Source organism: Marinobacter sp. SS13-12 (genome assembly GCF_030227115.1).
Classification (GTDB): domain Bacteria; phylum Pseudomonadota; class Gammaproteobacteria; order Pseudomonadales; family Oleiphilaceae; genus Marinobacter.
Genome location: NZ_JASSUA010000001.1, coordinates 229,360 through 249,802 on the forward strand (window position 1 = coordinate 229,360; position 20,443 = coordinate 249,802).

Annotated in this window: 11 protein-coding genes; 3 read left to right on the forward strand and 8 right to left on the reverse strand. The window is 61.0% G+C overall.

The genetic code is table 11. The features are described 5' to 3' along the window. Window positions 1–5 precede the first annotated feature (5 nt). The 5 genes from QPL94_RS01120 to QPL94_RS01140 are packed head-to-tail and all read right to left on the reverse strand — an operon-like array spanning window position 6 to window position 8,429. Window positions 6–1,106 carry a lipocalin-like domain-containing protein gene (locus QPL94_RS01120; protein ID WP_285354957.1) on the reverse strand — a complete coding sequence of 367 codons (1,101 nt, stop codon included), beginning with the start codon at window positions 1,104–1,106 and terminating at the stop codon, window positions 6–8. Continuing rightward, window positions 1,103–3,358: an FtsX-like permease family protein gene (locus tag QPL94_RS01125; RefSeq protein ID WP_285354959.1), complete on the reverse strand. Its 2,256-nt coding sequence runs from the start codon at window positions 3,356–3,358 to the stop codon at window positions 1,103–1,105. The genes QPL94_RS01120 and QPL94_RS01125 overlap by 4 nt, the downstream gene beginning before the upstream one ends. A gap of 3 nt (window positions 3,359–3,361) precedes the next feature. After that, window positions 3,362–4,045, reverse strand: coding sequence for an ABC transporter ATP-binding protein (locus QPL94_RS01130; RefSeq protein WP_285354960.1), 684 nt, complete (start codon window positions 4,043–4,045; stop codon window positions 3,362–3,364). Next, on the reverse strand, window positions 4,045–7,191 hold the full coding sequence (locus QPL94_RS01135) for an efflux RND transporter permease subunit (RefSeq protein WP_285354961.1): 3,147 nt from the start codon (window positions 7,189–7,191) through the stop codon (window positions 4,045–4,047). The genes QPL94_RS01130 and QPL94_RS01135 overlap by 1 nt, the downstream gene beginning before the upstream one ends. After that, the gene (locus tag QPL94_RS01140; RefSeq protein ID WP_285354962.1) at window positions 7,188–8,429 is read right to left on the reverse strand and encodes an efflux RND transporter periplasmic adaptor subunit; all 1,242 of its coding nucleotides are present in this window, start codon (window positions 8,427–8,429) and stop codon (window positions 7,188–7,190) included. Before QPL94_RS01140 ends, QPL94_RS01135 begins: the two co-directional genes overlap by 4 nt. Window positions 8,430–8,696: 267 nt before the next feature. Between QPL94_RS01140 and QPL94_RS01145 the strand changes: the two genes are divergently transcribed. Then, the gene (locus QPL94_RS01145; RefSeq protein ID WP_285354963.1) at window positions 8,697–9,755 is read left to right on the forward strand and encodes a GGDEF domain-containing protein; all 1,059 of its coding nucleotides are present in this window, start codon (window positions 8,697–8,699) and stop codon (window positions 9,753–9,755) included. On the opposite strand, the gene QPL94_RS01150 is transcribed toward QPL94_RS01145, so the two are convergent. From QPL94_RS01150 to QPL94_RS01160, 3 genes are all read right to left on the reverse strand, one after another. Next, a complete protein-coding gene (locus QPL94_RS01150; RefSeq protein ID WP_285354965.1) occupies window positions 9,756–12,986 on the reverse strand; it encodes an efflux RND transporter permease subunit in 3,231 nt (1,076 codons plus the stop codon). It abuts the gene before it with no gap. After that, on the reverse strand, window positions 12,983–14,032 hold the full coding sequence (locus QPL94_RS01155) for an efflux RND transporter periplasmic adaptor subunit (protein ID WP_285354967.1): 1,050 nt from the start codon (window positions 14,030–14,032) through the stop codon (window positions 12,983–12,985). Before QPL94_RS01155 ends, QPL94_RS01150 begins: the two co-directional genes overlap by 4 nt. 174 nt (window positions 14,033–14,206) lie before the next feature. Then, a complete protein-coding gene (locus tag QPL94_RS01160; protein WP_285354968.1) occupies window positions 14,207–16,222 on the reverse strand; it encodes a TonB-dependent receptor domain-containing protein in 2,016 nt (671 codons plus the stop codon). A 246-nt stretch (window positions 16,223–16,468) separates the two neighbouring features. Here QPL94_RS01160 and gdhA point away from each other — a divergent pair, with 246 nt between their 5' ends. Continuing rightward, window positions 16,469–17,818, forward strand: a complete 1,350-nt coding sequence (gene gdhA / locus QPL94_RS01165; RefSeq protein ID WP_285354969.1) for an NADP-specific glutamate dehydrogenase — start codon at window positions 16,469–16,471, stop codon at window positions 17,816–17,818. A 7-nt stretch (window positions 17,819–17,825) separates the two neighbouring features. After that, on the forward strand, window positions 17,826–20,402 hold the full coding sequence (locus tag QPL94_RS01170; protein ID WP_285354970.1) for a PEP/pyruvate-binding domain-containing protein: 2,577 nt from the start codon (window positions 17,826–17,828) through the stop codon (window positions 20,400–20,402). Window positions 20,403–20,443 lie beyond the last annotated feature (41 nt).

Genomic DNA, 20,443 nt, shown 5'->3' on the forward strand with positions numbered 1-20,443 from the left:
GCCCTTTACTCCCTGTAGCCGGTCAGTTCCATATAACCCACACCTTGGTGGGAGCCGGCAACAGACACCGGGCTCTCCCAATAGGGATAGAGCCCGTCGTTCCAGTAGTTGCCGGGCGGTGCTGCGACAGTCAGGTCCACCTTATGCTGAGGAATCGTCAGTCGCCACTCAACGGGCACTCGGCCACGTTGAGATTCATGCCAACGGGTCGGTGACAGGGTCAGATCATCGCGATCCAGCGCTTCAAGCTGGCCATCGGCCCCGATCCAGCTGCCAGACGAATAGGCACCGCCGTCTTCGCGCAGGCGAAAGGCCATCAGCTTGTTTCCATCTTCCAGATGCAGCGCGAACCAGTCCCAGCCCTGCTGGCCTGCCTTGAGAAACTGACTGCTCCATTCACGGTCAAACCAGCCCTTGCCGGAAACCTCCAGGGACCGATCCCCGAGTGTCACCGTTCCCCCGATCTGTAAATCCACCAGGCTGAAATACATGGAGCCCTCACCACTGGCGGACTTGGCGCTGAAGCCTTCGACACCATGGGCTACCACGTCCCTGGTACCCGTCAACTGCAGGTCATAGCTCCAGCCATCCCCTGTCACCTGCAGGCGCCACATATCCGACCCTGGCACCGCTTCCACCCGCCAGTCATCCAGCCAAACGCGGAACGGATCTACCCTGGCGCCAGCATGGCCCACATCACCCCGGGCAAGCTTCTCGGTAAACCGATGCTCCCCCTCATACGACACCGCACCATGGGCCATCCAGGCCGCCTCAAGGGGCCAGGCCTCCGGATCGGGAGCCTCACTCTCAGCCGGCCGGGGCTGAAGGGACTGACGGAACTGGGTCCATTGCAGGCCCAGTGGTTTGCCGCCCCGGGTTTCCAGGTTGGCCGTCAGGTACCACCATTCAATGCGATGTTGCGGGTGAGGGCCCCAATCATCGGGGAATACGAGGGTATCGCCGGGCCGGGGCTGCAGAAACCCGGTTTCATCCACCTCCCCGACCTGCTGAGCCAGGCCTGCGAAACCAGTCTCTTTGGATGAATCCGAACAACCTGCAACAGCAGCCATCAGTAACCATGCAACGAAGGCGAAATGGGCTCTCATGTCTTCACCTGTTTGTCCTTTGCCCGGTGAACCAGCTGCCTGCGCATCAGGTGCGCAACCACCAGGCCGGTCACCGCTGCCACCAGGCCCAGCTCAAGCCAGAACCGGGGATACAGATCCATAGGCAGTGACCAGCCAAAAGCCAACGGGTTGATTCGACTGACCAGCACCCAGGCCAACCAGATGCCAAGCGGCAGGGCGGCGGTGGTGACCGCCATCGTCAGCGTGACCGACAGGTGCCGGAGCTGGCCAAAGACCTTTCGGGCCGGCAGGCCCCAGATACCCAGCAACTGGAAGTACCAGACCCGCGTGGTGAAAAACACCCAGCCCATAATCAGCAGAGCGACGGCGGCAAGCGCCAGTGTCAGCAGGCTGATGGCGCGGGTGAGCAGGAAGGTCTGGCCGAACACCTGGGAGGCCAGGGCGCGAATGCTGGCGTTATCCCGGACAGTCACGTCAGGCGTATTCCAAACAGCGGCCAACCGTTCCCGGATATCCGTCATGGCCAGCTCGCCCGGATTCACCGAAAAACTTTCGAAATGGGGGCTGAAACCGTCCGGCAAGGCGGCGCCGGACATCAACACTTCCCCTGCCGGACGTCCATAGTCCGCGTAAATGGCGGTCACATGAGCACTGGTTTCGGTGCCTGCGATGACAACGTTCAGGGTGTCACCCACCTCTAGCTGATCACGCCGGGCCAGTTGCTCATTGACCATCACGCCGCCCTGTTCAAGCTTCTGCCAGGGCCGGTCAATACTGGCCAGCAACGTCCAGCCCAGCACCAGATCGCTGATGGGAGCCAGCGCCAAAAGATCAACGGCAACCGTGCTACCTTCACTGGCCAATCCGTCTGTAATGATCCGTGCCTCGCCACGGATCACCTGATGCCAGGCCCCGATACCTTCAAGCCCCCGTAACGTTGTTGCCGCCAGCCCGGCATCCGCTCCACGAGGCACCTCGACATAGAACTCAGCCTCCAGGCGTTGAGACAGCCATTCGTCGAACGTACGTTCGAACGTTGTCACCAGCGCCTGCACCGCCAGCACCGTTGCCATGGCAAACTGCAGGGCCACCACAGGAAGTGCAAGATGTCGGAACATCACCGCCAGTTCCCGGCGTCGCCAGCGTGTAAGAGGATTGTTTCCATCCGAATCGGTCTGATCAGACCGCCTCTCAGCCCATAACGCCAGTAATCCGGGCGCCAGCCAACCGGTACCCGCGAACACCAGCGCTGTTCCCACGAAGACCCAGGCCAGGCCCGGAGCCAGGGCAACGCTCGCCAGCCCCACAAGCAGAACCGTGACCGCGATCAATCGTCTCCGGCCTGACACAGCAGCACCCTGCCAGCCCTGGGGCACCACCCAGTCCAGCAGGCAAACCGTCAACACAAGCAGTACCATAACGCCGGCAGCCTGCCAGGGCAGAGATTCCGCGGAACCCGCGTAGAGGGTTACATCAAACAGGCTGTCGAGAGCCTGCCCGAACCCACCACCCAGTGTTCCTGCAAGCTGCGTACCCAACCAGAGCCCGGGCAGCACGCAAACACCGGTCAGCACCACCAACTCCGCCGCCAGCAACTGCTTCACCGTCTGGCGGGGCACCCCGAATCGGTACAGCAGGTCAAAGCTTTGTTGGCGCTGGGCGATGCCCAGACGATGAACGCTGCGCACCAGCAAGCCGGTGATCAGCAGCACCAGCAGGCTCAGGGCGTCCAGGTTAAGCAGGAAGCTGTCCGCCAACTCGCCCGTGGGCGGGCCAAGTGAAAAGTCCCGCAGGGTGTAGCCATCGGGTAGCTCGACGTTTTCATTGGCGGCCAGCAGGTAAAGCCGGCTGTCGTGACCCTTACGGGAGAGCCTCGCCGCTTCACTGATATCCAGAAAAGGAGCACCGTCCAGTTCGTCGGCATCACCGCCGGGAGCGTCCTCGCGAAAACAGCTCATGGCCAGCGGGTCGATACCGATCACCCGACCCTCCGGAGGCGGGCGCTCTATCTCCAGCCAGGGCGCGACACACACGCCGGCCAGACGCAGCTCGGCAAATTCATCAACACCGATGCGCTGGCCATCCGTGCGCACCACATGAACACGGGGTGCCACGGCTTCCTCGCTTTCGAACAGGCTGTTGCGGGCCTGATCGGTCAGCATGGTGACGCCCGTCCAAAGCATGGTGGCCAGCACAATCATCACTGCCAGCGCCGCAAGCTGGAAGGGGTGGCGGCGATAATGGCTGACGAAGGCGCGGACCAGCATCATGGACTACTCACGCCCCATCGGGTCGAGAGCGCTCAGGTCGAGCAGATGATCACAGCGGGCAGCCAGTTCACTGTCATGGGTGGCAAGTACCAAAGCGCAGTCCGTCGTCCGCTGCATGTCAAACAGACAGTCGGCGACGTCATCGGCGGTATGGCGGTCGAGACTGCCAGTGGGCTCATCCGCCAGTATCAGAGCCGGCGTCATGGCGAACACCATGGCCAGTGCCGCACGCTGGACCTGACCACCGGAGACCTTATCGGGATAGCGGTCGGCTTCTGCCCCCACGCCCAGACGTTCCAACCAGCCGCGCTCGCCACCCGCGGCCTGGCCGGCCAGATGCCCCCGCAGTCGAACATTCTCCAACAGCGACAGCGCCGGCATCAGGTTGGCGTCCTGGAAAACCACGCCAATGGAGCGTCGCCGCAGTTCCGCCCAGCGTGCATCGGCATCGCTGCTGCCAGCCCCGTCAAAGCATTCTCCTGCAACCGTGATGGTTCCCTCATCCGGTATTTCCAGACCGCACAACAGGTTCAACAGGGTGCTCTTGCCAGACCCGGAGCGCCCGATAACCGCCAGGGACTCACCCGGGCAGACACTCAGCGACAGGTCACTCAGCACGGCCACCCGTTGCTCACCGCTGGTAAACCCTTTGCTCAACCCTTCAACGGCCAGTACCGGGTTCGACATCACACGCTCCGCTGGATAGTGGGTTCGGGCTCCTCACCCCGGCGGTAGGCCCGCCACTCTCGAAACTGCTCAAGGTAGGACAGTAACGCCGGAATCACCGCCAGAACCAGCAGCGTAGACAGCCCCAGGCCGAAGGCAATGGAAGTGGCCATGGGAATCAGGAACTGGGCCTGCAGGGAGGTTTCGAACAGCAGGGGCAGCAGGCCACCAATGGTGGTGAGTGAGGTCAGCAATACCGCGCGCACACGCTGTACTGCCGCTTCGTTCAGGGCATCGGTAATGCTCAGCCCTTTCGTCCGCTGCTGGTTGTAGAAGGCCACGAGAATAATGGCGTTATTCACCACAATGCCGGACAGGCCAAACAGCCCGAACAGGGAAAGAATGGTGAGCTGCAGCCCCATTAACCAGTGGCCGATCAGCGCCCCGACCAGGGCAAAAGGAATAATGGCCATTACGATCAATGGCATGCTCCAGGACGCGAACACCCAGGCCAGAACCACATACATCAGCCCCAGGCCGATAATCAGCCCGGTTTTCATGTCGTCCATGGTTTCACGCTGGTCGGCCGCCCGGCCCTCGAAGCTGTATCGCAGGTTGTACTGGCTGGCGAGGGACGGCAGTACATTTTCCTCCAGACTGGCGATGATCTGGTCTGAGGTACTGATGCGGGTGTTCAGGGAGGCGGTGACCTCCACCGACAATTCCCCCTCCGCGTGCCGCAGTGCCTGGAAACCCTGGCGATGGTCCAGATTCATAACCTGTGCCAGTGGCACAAATCGCCCGTCCGGTATCCGCACGGTCAGCTGTGCAAGGGTTGCCATGCTTTCCCGCTGCTCGCGAGGTAACTGTACCCGCACCTCCACTTCGTCCCGCCCATCCTGGTAGATCTGAGCAATACGGCCGTCGAACGCCGCCCGCAGCTGGCGCCCCAGATCATTTGTGGTCAGGCCCAGCGCCTCACCGTGGGCACTGACCTGATAGATAAGCTGCTCCCGACCCCAGGGCATGTCGTCTTCGGTATCCAGCACACCGGGCAGGGTACGCAGGGACTCATTGAGGGTTTCAGCCGCCTTCTTGAGGTCGATGGCGTTCTCTCCCGTCAGCCGCACGTTCACATCCTTGCCTGGCGGACCTGACTGGCGCTCGGAGATGGTGAGATTGTCCAGGCCGGCGGGCCGGTTCAGCCGGTCCCGCCAGGCAGTAATGAATTCCGGGTTACGAATCGTGCGGCGGTCCGATGGCACCAGTTCCACCATGATGGAGCCCAGCTCGTCCCCGGTCCGTGTGGTGCCCTCAGCACCCTGGCTGGTGCCGTGATTGGCGACAGCGTGCAGGATCAGGTCGCCCCCCAGTGCCTCTTCGGTTTCGTTCAGGGCCTGTTGCATCCTGGCGACGAAATCGTCCACGGTTTCGCGGTTGGTGCCGGCCACGAAGCTGGCATTGGCGTAGAGCACCGACGGTTCCGGTGTCGGGAAGAAGTTGAATCCGAGCCGGCCGCCTACCAGCAGCCCCACTGTCAGCAGGGCCACCGCCAGGGCAGAAGCCAGGGTAAGGCCACGATGCTGCAGTGTGTAGCGGGACACCTGGCGGAAAGGCCCCTCACGGAAACGATCAAAGCCTGACTCAAACCGTTTGCGCACACGCTCCACCGGGCCGGCTTGCGTCTGCTTGCGTTTGCCGGGAATAAAGGCATGGCGCAGATGAGCCGGCAACACGATAAAGCACTCCAGCAACGAGGCAATCAGCACGCAGATCATCACCAGGGGTATATCCCCGAGGATATTGCCGATCACACCCCCCACCACCAGCAACGGCATGAAGGCAGCCACGGTGGTGAGCGATGACGCCAGAACCGGCCACACCATGCGTTTGGCGGCCCCTTCGGAGGCATAGATGGACTCTTCCCCCATGCGGGCGTGGGCGTCGGCGTCCTCCCCCACCACAATGGCATCGTCCACAATTACCCCCAGCGCCATGATCAGCGCGAACAGGGAAATCATGTTGATGGAGCCGCCAATACCCCAGAGCACGGCCAATGCCGCCAGAAAGGCGGTGGGAATACCAATGGCCACCCACAGGGCTACCCGGCCCGGCAGGAACAGGTAGAGCAGGATAATGACCAGCACCAGGCCGCCCATGCCGTTCTTGATCAACAGGGAAATGCGGTCATCCAGTAACTGCCAGGTCTCGTCATAGACCTCCAGTTCAACAGAGGGCGGCAGCACCGGCCGGGTATCTGCCAGCCACGCCTCCAGTACGCCGGCCGCTTCCAGGGAGTTGCCATCCTCGGCACGCTGAAGCTGGAGTTCCACCGCCGGGTGCCCATCCCGGGTCAGGTTCACCTGACTCTCCCGTGCTTCCTGGCGAATAATGGCAATATCACCGAGACGCAGCTGAATACGCTCACCACTGAGCACCGGTATGGTTTCAAAGGCCTGGGGGCTGCGGCGCTGCTCTACCGACCGCAGCTCCCGAGTGGCGTCCTGCTGCCCCATCATGCCGGCAGGCAGATCCCGGGAGATGGATCCTACACGCTCGGCAATCTGGTCCAGGGACAGGCCCAGGGCTTCCAGGCGCTCCACCGGCACATCAATGCTGATCTGTTGCTCCGGCAGGCCGCGAATGGATACCCGGTCGATACCCCCTGACAGCAGCTCATCTTCATATCGATAGGCCAGCTGACGTAGCTCCGTCCGGTCCATATCACCGTACACCAGCAACCGGCCAACAGGTTCGTATCGTTCAAAGCGGGTTACCTGGGGCTCTTCCGCTTCAGCAGGCAGGTTAGTGAACTCATCCACTTGCTGGCGAACGTCATCCAGGGCCTGGATGGGGTTGGTGTTCTCGGTAAATTCCAGAGTGATGGATGACACCCCCTGGGCGGAGGTGGAGGTCATTTTCTTCAGACCCTGAACACTGCGTAAGCGCTGTTCCAGGGGATTGGTGATGCCCTGCTCGACGTCCTCGGCGGAGGCACCACTCCACACCACCCGCACACTGACAATATCGAGGGCAAAATTGGGAAAGAACTGGATGTTCATCCGGCTCAGCGCCAGGGTGCCCCCAAGCAGCATCACCAGCATGACCAGGTTGGCCGCGACCCGGTGGTGAACAAAGAAACCGATCACACCGCGGCGGCGCCTCATTCGCCCGCCTCCTGCGCGCCGCCCGCAAGCTCCACTTTCAGGCCCGTCATGGCATTGGGAAGATGGGTGGTAATCAGGGAGTCGCCGGCGTCCAGCCCCTCAGCCGACACCAGCACATAGCGCTCGCCGTTCGAACCTCTGGCCTCCCCCAGGCGTTTCACCGTGACACGCTGCATACGGGAGTCATTGGTCATCCGGTACACGCTGTCACTGCCATAGAGGGCACTGTAGGGGATGGCAATGGCGTCTTGCCTCGGCGGCCGTTCCAGCGTAACCGGGAGCAACCCACCCGGACGCAGGCCACCGGCCTCGCCGCTCAATATCAGTATCGCCTCGGTGCCCGCAGGATCACTGGTACCGGCGAAGCGGGACAGGACAAAACGGTGCCGGCCATTTTCGGTTTCCGCCTGCAGTTCCTCACCGGCGTCCAGGGCATCCAGCAACTCCTGCCGGAAGACATCCGGCACCCTGGCCCTCAGCTCCAGCCCCTGGTCCGGGTAGACGGAAAGCAGCCGGGCGTTTTGCGAAATCCGGTCACCCTCGGCCACCTGAATATCCGTCACAATACCGTCGAAAGGAGCAGTCACTGTCGCTCTCCCGGCGTCCCGGCGCGCGGAAGCCAATGCTGCCTGGGCCCGGGCAAGCCTGGCTTCCAGACTTTGCAGCCGGGAGGGGTGTTCGTCTACTGCCCGCTGCCGGGCGGTAACCGTGAGGCGGGCCCGTGCCAGGGCATCCGAGGCGGCATCCAGGTCTTCCTGAGAGGACAGGTTGCGGCTGACCAGGGACTGTGTTCGCTCAAACTGGCGTTTGGCGTTGCTCAGAATGGCTTTTTCTCCCTCCAGCGCCTCGCGGTCATTGGCATGACGCACCTGTTCCGAGGCCAGTTGGGCCTGGAGATCTTTTACATCCGCCTCTGCCTGAGCAACCAGCGGCCTGACATCCGCTTCATCCAGAGCGACCAGAAGCTCGCCCTTGGTCACGCGCTGCCCCTCCCGCACCGGCCGGCTTCCAATTCGCCCTGCCAGGGGCGCGACAATGGTTACCTGTTCCGGCGCCATAAGCTGACCATAGAGGGGCAGCACGGGTGTGTGGGTACCGGGCTCCACGGTCATCACTTCAACCAGCCAGCTACGCTCCCGGGCGCTGGCCGTTTCCGGCTCTGGCCGGGTAACTTTCAGCAGAACGAAGCCGGCAATACCGATGGCAAGTATGAGCAGGGGAATAAAGCGTTTTTTCATGGTTCTCTGGCCAATCACGGTGTGTAAGCCTCGAAGAAATCAGGCTACTTACTATACAGCCCCAACCCGGTTTTGGATCCGGATCCGGCATGGTGCGTCAATATAGCGCATGTGGGATCTTTGTCAGGAACACTTAGACTTTAGTCTCGGGCATCATCACTTTTTGTCGGAAATCTGATCTAATTCACACTTCTGAGTTATGCTCACTTTATCTACACATTCCAGGGATCGGAATCAGCCCCTTCCCGGCCGCTACAGATCTCGCGCATGGACAGCTACAAAGACCCCCTGAAAGAACTGGCGCGGCCTTACCGCAAGGCGGTACTGAAGGCATTGCTGGTGCTGTGCGTCATTGGCGCGACACTGTTCTCGTCGATGAATCTCCTGAAAGGCAGTTATCCGCTGGCCTTTGTGGAAATCGCAATGGGCATCTATTCCATTGTTGTTTATCGGGCGATCCGCAACACCCGGCATCTGGAACGCTGGATCATCGCCTATCTGATTCCATTTTTCACCGCATTGGTGTTCGCAATGGCGACCCCGCGGGCCACTTCTGCTGTCCACGCCTGGGTGCTGCTGATACCAATTATCTCGCACCTGCTGATGGGACGTCGTCTCGGGCTCGCCGTTTCCGTTTTCTACATGGGAATAGCCGCAGTGATTTTCGTGTACAGGCATCTGGATCAGCCCGACATGATGCAGGCTCTTCCGATTACCAACATCGCGGTTATCTCCCTGTGTATTCTGGTGTTTTCACACGTATACGAAGTTACCCGTGAAACCTCCGAACGCCAGCTCATGAAACTCGCCCAGACTGACCCGCTAACCGGTCTTGCCAACCGGGCCCGGCTCAACGATGTTTTTGAGCAGGAGAAACAACGGGCGCGACGATACAGCTCTCCGGTGTCTGTCCTGATTCTCGATCTGGATCACTTCAAAGATGTTAACGACAACCATGGCCACGAAACCGGTGACCTGACGCTGCAACACGTTGCGCGTATTTTCCGGCAATGCCTGCGCGCCACCGATGTGGCCGCACGCCTGGGGGGCGAGGAATTCGGCATTCTGCTCAGCAACACCAACAGCCGGCAGGCTATGGAAGTAGCTGAAAAAATCCGCATAGCCGTTGCGTCCACCCCCCTGACCGTCGCCAACAATGTGATTCGAGTGACGCTCAGCGGCGGCGTTGCAGAACTTGGCACCGATGGCGACACCCTGCGGGAGCTGGTCCGCGAGGCAGATATCCGCCTTTACAAGGCCAAAGAGGACGGGCGTAACCGGATAATCCCCGCGCTTTCCCCATCAACCGCCACAGCCCGGACCTGATCAGACCCAACGACAACGGGCCAGAGTGTAGTAAAGCAATGGCACCACAACGACCGTCAGCAAGGTGGACATGGCGAGACCAAAAATCAGGGATATCGCCAGTCCATTGAATATCGGATCGTTGAGGATGAAGTAGGCTCCCACCATCGCTGAAATGGCGGTCAGAGCAATGGGTTTGATGCGCACCGCCCCGGCCAGTACCACGGCCTCGTCCAGCTCCACGCCCTCCTCAATCAGCTGGCGGATAAACACCACCAGCAGGATGGAATTGCGCACGATGATGCCGGCGAGGGCGATCATTCCAATCATGCTGGTTGCGGTGAACTCACGCCCCAGCAAGGCATGGCCGGGCATGATCCCGATCAGCGTCAGCGGGATGGGCGCCATGATCACCAGCGGCAGAATGTAGGACCGGAACTGCGCCACCAGCAGCACGAAAATCATGAATATGCCCACACTGTAGGCGGCACCCATGTCCCGGAAGGTTTCGTAGGTAATCTGCCACTCGCCGTCCCATTTCAGGGTGCCCTTTTCCGGCAGCGGTGGTTGATCGATAAAGTACTGCTCCGGGGCACCCTCCTGCTGCTTCAGGCGGTCCACCATGGCAAACATGCCGTACAAGGGTGAATCGGTCTCTCCCGCCATGTCCGCCGTGACGTAGGTCACCGGCAGCAAATCCTTGTGATAGATGGCCCCCATCCAGTCCGCTTCCCGAACCTCGGCGATACTTGCCAGCGGGACCAGGTTACCGGCACGACTGCGCACATTCAGCGACAGCAGCACCGAGGGCTGAGCCTTATCCCCTTCCCCCAGAATGACCCGGATGGGCACGGGATACTTGGCGTGGTCATCGTGCAGGAAGCTGACGCTGGTTCCGCCGAGGGCCGTCTGCAAGGCACCGACCACCTGGGCCTGCGATACCCCGAGCCGTGCTGCGCGATCCCGGTCCACCACGACTTCCCACTGCTTCGTCGGCGCCTCCAGGGTGGTGTCTATATCCACCAGCCCGTCAATCTCTGTCATACCCTCTGCCACCAGGCGCGCCAGCTCTGCCCGTCGGGATTCATCCACGGCGTAGATCTCGGCCACCACCGGAGACAACACCGGCGGCCCCGGCGGCACCTCCACAATCTTCACGCTGGCACCGTACCTGTCACCAATCTCCGTAAGCGGCGCCCGCAAGGACTGGGCGATGTCATGGGATTGGCGGTCCCGGTTGTCCTCGTGGCTCAGATTGATCTGGATGTCCCCCTGATAGGGGTCGCTGCGCAGATAATACTGGCGTACCAGGCCGTTAAAATTGATGGGGGATGCTGTGCCGGCGTAAGTCTGCCAGTTGGCCACTTCCCCGACCGTTTCCAGGTAGCTGCCCATTTCCATCAGCACCCGCTGGGTCTGCTCCATCGGCGTGCGCTCCGGCATGTCCACGACCACCTGCAGCTCGGACTTGTTGTCGAATGGCAGCATTTTCAGAATAACCGCCAGGAACACCGGCAATGACGCAGCCGCAATGGTCAGTCCGACCACGCCCAGCCCGAGCAGGCGACGGCGCCAGGGATGATCACCGAGGAACGGGTCCAGCACCGTGCGGAAGATGCGCAGAGACAGCGGGCTGACACCATCGGCAGAACTGGACGCCTCATCCGCTTCTGCGGCCAGCTCACCCTTCTTGTGTTTCAGCAACCGGAATGCCAGCCAGGGCGCGACGACAAAAGCCACAATCTGGGACAGCACCATACCCGCCGAGGCATTGATCGGAATCGGGCTCATGTAGGGCCCCATCAGACCACTGACAAAGGCCATTGGAATCAGCGCTGCCATGATGGTCAGGCTCGCCATAATGGTGGGCGTTCCGACCTCGTCTACCGCCACCGGAATGATGTCCTTCACCGGCCACCGGGAGTTCTGGATCCGGCGGTTGATGTTCTCGGTGATCACGATGCCGTCATCCACCAATATGCCGATGGAGAAAATCAGCGCAAACAGCGATACCCGGTTGAGGGTAAAACCCCAGGCCCAGGAAAACACCAGGGTCAGCAACAGGGTAATCAGAACGGCCAGACCCACAATGAGGGCCTGGCGCCAGCCCATGGCTACCAATACCAGCAGCACCACGCACAGGGTGGCGGAAATAAGATCGGTAATCAGCTTGCGGGCTTTCTGGGAGGCTGTGGCGCCGTAGTCACGGGTAACCAGCACTTCCACACCCACTGGCAAGGCCCGATTGCGCAACCGCTCCAACCGTTCTTCAATGGCGGTAGTGATATTGACGGCGTTTTCACCGGGTTTCTTGGCGATAGCCAGGGTGACTGCGGGATACACGTCGCCGGGCTGGCCTGCTTCCCCGGCCTCGTGTGCCGGCCCGAAGCCGGTCATCACGCTCTGGTCGGCCACGGTACCGCCGCGGCTGATGTCAGCTACATCCTCCAGGTACACCGCCGAGCCATTGTGCATGCCCACCACCAGGCGACGAACATCCTCTACCGATTTCAGCAGGGTGCCGGCCTGAACCGGAATGGACAGGTTATCCCGGGTAATCCGGGCCTCCTGACTGCTGGTGTTGGCAGCGGCCAGCGCGTTACGCAAATCGTCGATGGTCAGGTTGAAGCCGGCCAGCAACGCCGGGTCAAAACGGATATCGACCCGGTCAGGAATACCCCCGGTCGTGTAAACATCCCGCGTACCCGGAACCCGCTTCAGCGCCACTTCCAGCATATGAGCCAGGCGGGTAAGCTCCTCACCGGTGTGTCCGTTGACCGGATCGTAGAGCGTCAGGGTCATCACCGGAACATCATCAATCCCCTTGGGTTTGATGACCGGCTGGGTCGCACCCAGGTTGGCTGGCAACCAGTCCTGGTTGGAATAGACCTGGTTGTACAACCGCACCAGCGCTTCCTGGCGCGGAATGCCCACTTCGAACTGAACGGTGATGACCGCCTGGCCCTGTCGCGACACCGAATAGACATGCTCCACGCCCTGGATCTCGCTCATTACCTGTTCGGCGGGCGTGGCTATGGCGCTTTCCACCTCGCGGGTGCTGGCCCCGGGAAACGCCACCATGATGTCGGCCATGGTGACGTCAATCTGGGGTTCTTCCTCTTTCGGGGTGACCACCACGGCGAGAATGCCCAGAATAATGGCCAGAATGGCAAGCAACGGGGTGAGGTGGTTGTTCTGGAAAACCCGGGCAATGGCACCGGATGGCCCAACGGGCGGCAGTTCCCGGCTCACGGAGTCGCCTCCCCGCCCGGCTCGGTGGCAAGATTCAGTCGTTCACTGCCAACCAGCCCGGAGGGGTTGGTCACAACCCGCTCGCCCTCACTGAGCCCTGCCAGAATCTCAAGCCGGCCGTTGTCCCTCACCCCGGTACGCACCTGGCGCAGCCGTGGTCGATCCTGATCATCCAGCACAAACACCGCCCTGAGTTCGCTGCGATGGATCAGGCTGCTGGCCGGCACCCACAGGGCCTCGCGACTGGCAACCGGTACGCCGACTTTCACCAGCATGCCGGGAAACAGGGAACCGTTGGGCTCGTTCAAACGCATCCGCAGCCGAAACGTATGGGTTTGCGGATTGGCATAGGGGTAGAACGTCATGTCGCCGGTTTCCAACACCCGGCCGTCTGTGAGGGTAACCAAGGCCTGGCGCTCGGTGCGTGCCAGTTCCGCATACTTCTGTGGCAACTCAACCACGACCCGGAGCTGTTCCAGGGACAGCCCGCTGAGCAGCGGTTGACCAGGATTTACGGACTCGCCCAGCTCCACATGACGTTCGGTGAGGATGCCGCCATAGGGCGCCACCACCCGGGTATAGGACAGCTGCTCCTGTGCCTCGGAAACCGCTGCGCTGGCACGCTCCACCCTGGCCCGGGCGGCGGCCAGATTGTTGCGGGCCTGATCAAATTCCTGGCGGGACACCAGCCCCCTCTCATGAACAGCTTCAATGCGATCGAATTGTTGCCGCGCATCCGTGAGCGCCGCTTCCGCCTCTTCCAGCCCGGCCTGGGCCTGGCGCAAGCGGGAACGCTGCTCACTGTCTTCCAGTTGGACGATCACATCCCCGGCGGCAACCGAGTCATCGACATCGAATGGCAGGCGCTGGACTGTGCCACTGGTCTGGGCCGAGACGGTGCTCTGCTGGACCGCTTCGATAACGCCGTCCAGGTGAATGGTTTCATGAAAGGAACGGCGCTCGACGGCCTCAAAGGCAGGTTGCGAAGCTGCCAGTGCAGGCACCATGAGCAGCAGAGTGATAAAAAGGCGACCAGGATGACGCATGTCAACCTCTCAGCAAGGTTATAAGGTTATTCCGTTAATTAATCAAAGTCTAACAGGTAGGCAAGAGTCTTACATTGAGCCTGGACAAAAAAGCCCCGGGTGAAGGAGTTGGTTCCACCCGGGGCACAATGTTACCCGCCCGCTATGAGAAGCGGGTAACCGCCATTTGAGGACTTACCACCTGGCCGTCAGTGCGGCACGAAGGGTTCTGCCAGGCTCATTCACCCTTACGGCTTCCGGATTGAATGGATCGGTATTGGCCCGGCTGACATGGGGCGCCCAGGTGTTATCGAACAGGTTATCCACCGCCCAGCTAACGCTGAGGTAGTCCACCAGCGGGTGGCTGCCGGAGAGGTTGAAAACGCCGTAGCCGGGGGAGGTGCCGGCGTCCTGGCCGGACTGGGGATCAATGCGGTCCTGGCGGCGGGCCAGCACCCACTCCGCCTCAACAGCATGGCCCCTATGCTGCCAGACGAGGGTCTGGATGAACTGCACCGGCGGAATCTGTGGCAGAGACTTGTTGTCGTCCCGGTTTTCACCGCGGACGGACGCCAGGCTGCTGTTGGCGCTCCAGGAGCCATTGCTCCAGCCCAACTGTGCCTCCACACCCAGCAGGCGGGCATCAATGTTGCGGTAGACGCTGACCTGATCCTGGTTGCGGGTGCGAAGGACAAAATCATCGACCTGATCCACCCACACCGCAGGGCGCCAGTGCCAGCCGTTGCTCCGGCCCGGCAAAGCCAGTTCAAGTTTGTGGTGCTTCTCGGTATCCAGAGCGGGATTGCCAACCCAGCGCCGGGAAGGGTCCATGTTGTTCCAGCTGGCAATATAACGCTCCGTCACGCCGGGGCTCCGCACACTATGGCTCGCCGTAACCACCATCGACTGGATGGGTGAGAAACGCCAGTCACTGCTGATAAAACCACTGACATTATCATCGGCAACGTCGATGCTGGTGGTGCCGTAGATACTCCGGTAGGCATCCGCCGCTGACATGGCCATCATGCCGCTGCCGAAAACCTTGCCAGAGGCAGCAGCGGACATTTCGACACGATCATACCGGACACCCCCGCCGAACCTGAACGCAGGTGTTACGCGGTAAAATCGTTCGGCAAAGACTCCGAACCGGTCCCGGTCCACATCGGGCCAGAGAACCGAGGTAAGGCTGACAAGACTGGCGCCGCCGAAACGCTCCGCGTACCAGTTGTTGGTTTCAACATCCGCACCAATGGCCCAGTCGGTTCTGGCATCGGGGCTCTGGTCCAGGGTCAGCCGCAGGCCTCGGGTTTCAGTCTCGGAAGCAGTGAGCATTTTCATGGTGGCGTCACGGAGACTGAAGTTGTCCATGATGTGATCCACATCTGCCTGCCAGGCGAGCAGGTTCCAGTCCCCGTTGCCCACCGGTGCGCCCAGTTCCAGGCGCAGGATGTCTGTATCCGTTTTCGGCGCGTCCATGCCGGAACCGGCGTATTTCACGTCCCGCTCCTCCTGACGACTCACCAGCCCCTCGATATAGAAACCGTTGTCCGCTTTCCACGCCGCATCAACCCGAGCTTCAGCGTTTTTGTAAGCAGTGCGAACCTCATTGCCGTCGCCATCCTCATAATCGTCGGCCTCGTCGTAACCGCCCGCCAGCCTTAGCCACGCACTCTTGTTGCCAACAGCGGCACTGCCGTTGATCAGTTTGCCATTGCCGTTGTCTGAGCCGCCCACAGTCAGGTGGCCCGTTATAGCGGTGCCATTGAAAGATGGCTCGGCGGTGGTTGCGATCACCTGCCCACCAGTAATGGGGCCCCAGCGCAGGGTCTGATTGCTGGTACGGACCTCCAGTAATGGCGCCAGCGCTGCACTCAGGCGACTGGTTGGCGGGTCCATGCGATTGGGGCAGGCCCCTTCCACCCGTATGCCATCCAGAAGCACATCCACACTCTCCCGGCCCTGGCCTCGGACCACCGGATCCAGGCCCCGGCCACCCATGCGGGAGAGAGACACCGAAGGGTCAGCGGAGAGGCGCTCCACAGGCTCGGGCGACACCGCCGCCTCGTTCAACCGGGCCATTTCCGCCGAACGGCCCTCAGTAACCCGGATCAACAGCTGGTCCGCTGATTCGGTTTCTGCCTGAACCAACGGGATGATGGCACAACCGGCCAGGCTCAGGCCGATACAACGAGCCAGGTGTCTGATTACCATTAGGAGGGGGTCCTTATTGATGTACGAGTCGCTAGACAGATGTTCTGGATAGGCGGAAGTGTAAGGGGCCGGGCCGATCATGGCTTGAGACACAATGTCGCACCCATTTAGGAGTATTTCAGGTACATCTAAATATCCAGGCCGCTTGCCAAAATACGCACCCTTGTGGTGCAATCAATACCCTTTTTCTTGTGCAGCCGCCGTCTTACGGCGCTCAATAACGCGTATCCCGAGGGCTTAACCCATATGACTGCAAAACTTGATGAAAAGCTGGAACCCATCTTCCAGGACGTGCTGCACCGCAACCACGGCGAAAGCGAATTCCACCAGGCTGTCCATGAAGTTCTTGAGACTCTTGGCCCTGTTCTGGTGAAGTACCCCGAGTTTGCTGACAAGAAGATTATCCAGCGCATCTGCGAACCCGAACGCCAGATTATTTTCCGGGTGCCCTGGCAGGACGACAGCGGCGAGATCCATATCAACCGCGCCTTTCGCGTCGAATTCAACAGCGCTCTGGGACCCTACAAAGGTGGCATGCGTTTCCACCCGTCCGTTTACCTGGGCATCATAAAATTCCTGGGCTTCGAGCAGATTTTCAAGAACGCCCTCACCGGCCTGCCCATCGGCGGAGGCAAAGGCGGCAGCGACTTCGACCCCAAGGGCCGGTCTGATGACGAGATCATGCGTTTCTGCCAGAGCCTGATGACGGAACTCTATCGCCACCTGGGCGAATACACCGATGTTCCGGCCGGCGACATCGGCGTAGGCGGCCGCGAGATCGGTTACCTGTTCGGCCAGTACAAGCGCATCACCAACCGTTACGAGTCGGGCGTGCTGACCGGCAAAGGACTGGAATGGGGCGGTAGCTGCGCACGCACCGAAGCCACCGGGTACGGCACCGTTTTCTTCACCCATGAAATGCTCAAGGCCCGGGGCGATTCCCTCGACGGCAAGACCGTGGTCGTTTCCGGCTCCGGTAACGTCGCCATCTATGCCATCGAAAAGGCTCACGAACTGGGCGCCAAGGTGATCGCCTGCTCTGACTCCGGCGGCATGATCGTGCACGAGAAAGGCATCGACTTGCAGACTCTCCGGCGCATCAAGGAAGTGGAACGCCGTCGCATCAGCACCTACACTGAATTCCACAAGGATGCGAAATATGTGGCAGGCGGCAATATCTGGACCGTTCCCTGCGATGTGGCTCTTCCCTGCGCCACCCAGAACGAGCTCAATGGCAACGACGCCAAGACTCTCGTTGAAAACGGCTGTATTGCTGTCGCTGAAGGCGCCAACATGCCAACCACGCCAGAAGGCATTGATATCTTCCAGAATGCCAGACTGGCCTATGGCCCGGGCAAGGCTGCCAACGCGGGTGGTGTTGCCACCTCCGCGCTGGAAATGCAACAGAACGCCAGCCGCGACCGCTGGACGTTTGATCATACCCAGAGGCGGCTTGAGGAAATCATGATTGATATCCACAAGAACTGTTATGAAACCGCCGCCGAGTTCGGCTCCGAAGGCAACTACGTACTGGGCGCCAACGTTGCCGGGTTCCTCAGGGTTGCCAGAGCAATGAACGCAATGGGCGTTATCTGATCCGGCCATGAGCAGCGGCGAGCCTCTCCAGTCCGCAGACCGGGTATCCACCGGCCTGACCGGGCTGGATGAGGTTCTTGATGGCTTACGCATCGGCGACAACGTGGTCTGGCGGGTCTCTGACCTCAATGACTATCGCCGGTTCGTACTTCCTTTCCTGGATGCCGCCGCCAATTCCGGCCGGCAGATCCTATATCTCCGCTTTGGCGAACACCCGCCCATCATTGAGAAACACCCCGCTGTTCGCACCATCGAGATTGATGCGCTGGGTGGCTTCGAAAGCTTTACCAGCAGAGTCTGGCACCTGATCGAGCAGCACGGGCGGGGCGCCTTTTACGTATGCGACAGCCTCAGCGAACTGCTCAACGCCTGGGCCACCGACGCCATGGTGGGCAACTTCTTCCGGGTGGTATGCCCGTTCTTGTTTAAACTGGACACCGTGGCCTGGTTTGCGCTGCATCCGGACCGGCACTCCCGCATGACCCTGGATCGCATCCGCGAGACTACCCAGGTGATGATCGACGTGCACCGCCACGGTGACAACGTGCAGATTCACCCCATCAAGGCCTGGCGCCGGCAATCCCCCACCATGTTCCTGCCCCACCGGGAACGGGATGGGCAGTTCCAGCCGATTACCGACAGCAGCGATGCGACCCGGCTACAGGCCAGCCTGGAACTGGAACACCCGCACCGCCAGCCGCTGCTGGACTACTGGGACCGCCTGTTCCAGGAAGCCAGTCGGGCGATCTCCGAACAGGATGAAGGCTGCATTGCCGACTTACAGGAGCAGGTACTGCAGGTAATGATCAGCAGGGATCCGCAGATACTGGAACTGGCGCGGCGCTACCTGTCGCTGGAAGATCTGCTCAGTATCCGCGCCCGACTGGTGGGTAGCGGCTACATCGGCGGCAAGGCCACCGGGATGCTGCTGGCCCGGAACATTCTGCTGAAGGAGGCGCCGGAACAGTGGCAGCAGCATCTGGAGCCCCATGATTCCAGTTATCTCGGCACCGACGCTTACTACGCCTTTCTGGTGCACAACGGGCTGTGGCCCGCGACCATGCGCCAGCGGTCGGAAGCGGGCTACCTGACCGAGGCACCAGCCCTGAGAGAGGGCATATTGGCCGGCCAGTTCCCCGATGAAATCCGTAGCGAACTGGAACGGCTGCTGGACCATTATGGCCAGTACCCCATCCTGGTACGTTCATCAAGCCTGCAGGAAGACGGTTTCGGCAATGCCTTTGCCGGAAAGTACGAGAGCGTGTTCCTGGTCAACCAGGGCGCCCCTGACCAACGCCTGGCGGCTCTCGAAGATGCCATTCGCAAGGTCTATGCCTCCTCCATGAGTGAAGATGCCCTGCGCTACCGCAGACAACGGGGGCTGGATCATCGGGAAGAGCCCATGGCCCTGCTGATCCAGCGGGTCAACGGCCGCTTTCATGGCCGTTACTACCTGCCGGATGCGGCAGGCGTGGGCGTATCTCGCAACACCTTCGCCTGGGACCATACGATGGACCCCAAAGCCGGCATGGTGCGAATGGTCATGGGGCTTGGCACGCGGGCAGTGGACCGGATCGAAGGTGACCACGCCTGTGTCATGGCCCTGGACCAGCCTACCCGGCAACCCTTCCGCAACCAGGACGAATCCTACCGTGACTCCCAGCATCTGGTAGACCTGCTGGACCTGCAGGATGGCACGCTGGATACCCGGCCCCTGAGCCAGCTGCTGGAAACCGCAACCGATCTGCCCATGGCACACCTCGCGGAAGTGGACCGGGCGGCCACCACCCGTGCCGAACAGATCGGGCTGAAGGGCCCTGTCTGGCGCCTGACTTTCCGGCCGCTTGTGCAACGGGGTCCCTTCATTTCAAGGCTGTCCAACCTGTTGCAAACACTTGAGACCGGCTACCGGCACCCCGTGGATGTGGAATTCACCCTGCACCTCGACGACGAGGGCGACCCGTCCTTCAACCTTGTGCAATGCCGGCCCCTGGCCACGATTGGTGAGACCGGGCCGGTGAAACTTCCGGAAAACGTGCCGCAGGACAGACTTCTTTTCCGCACCGAAGGCCACTTTATGGGCGGCAACATCAACCTGTCCATACAGCGTGTGATCCGGGTGGATGCGACCGTTTACGGGGAGCTCAACACCAGCCAGCGCTATGAGGTCGCCCGGCTGGTAGGTGAGTATGTCCGATCCGCCAGCACCCCGACATTGCTGATCGGTCCCGGCCGATGGGGCACCAGTAGCCCGGAGCTGGGCGTGCCGGTTCGCTTCTCAGATATTTCCGGTGTAGCCGCTCTGGTTGAAGTATCGGAAAAAGCGGGCCACATGGTGCCGGACCTGTCCTATGGCTCCCACTTTTTCCAGGACCTGGTGGAAACGGGCATTGCCTATGCCGCCCTGTTTCCGGAAAACAGCCACTGCCGGTATTTCCCGGAGCATCTGACCGACGCATCTGCTCCCGCAAAGCCACCACACACACCCGCCACCGCTGTCGAGGTTCATGACTTCAGCCACCGGCCACTTCAATTGCAGGGCGATATTATCCGCCAGCAACTGGTCTGTTACTTCCCCGATTGACCCCCGGCAATCAGGCACCCAATTTCCCACCGATTCCCGGT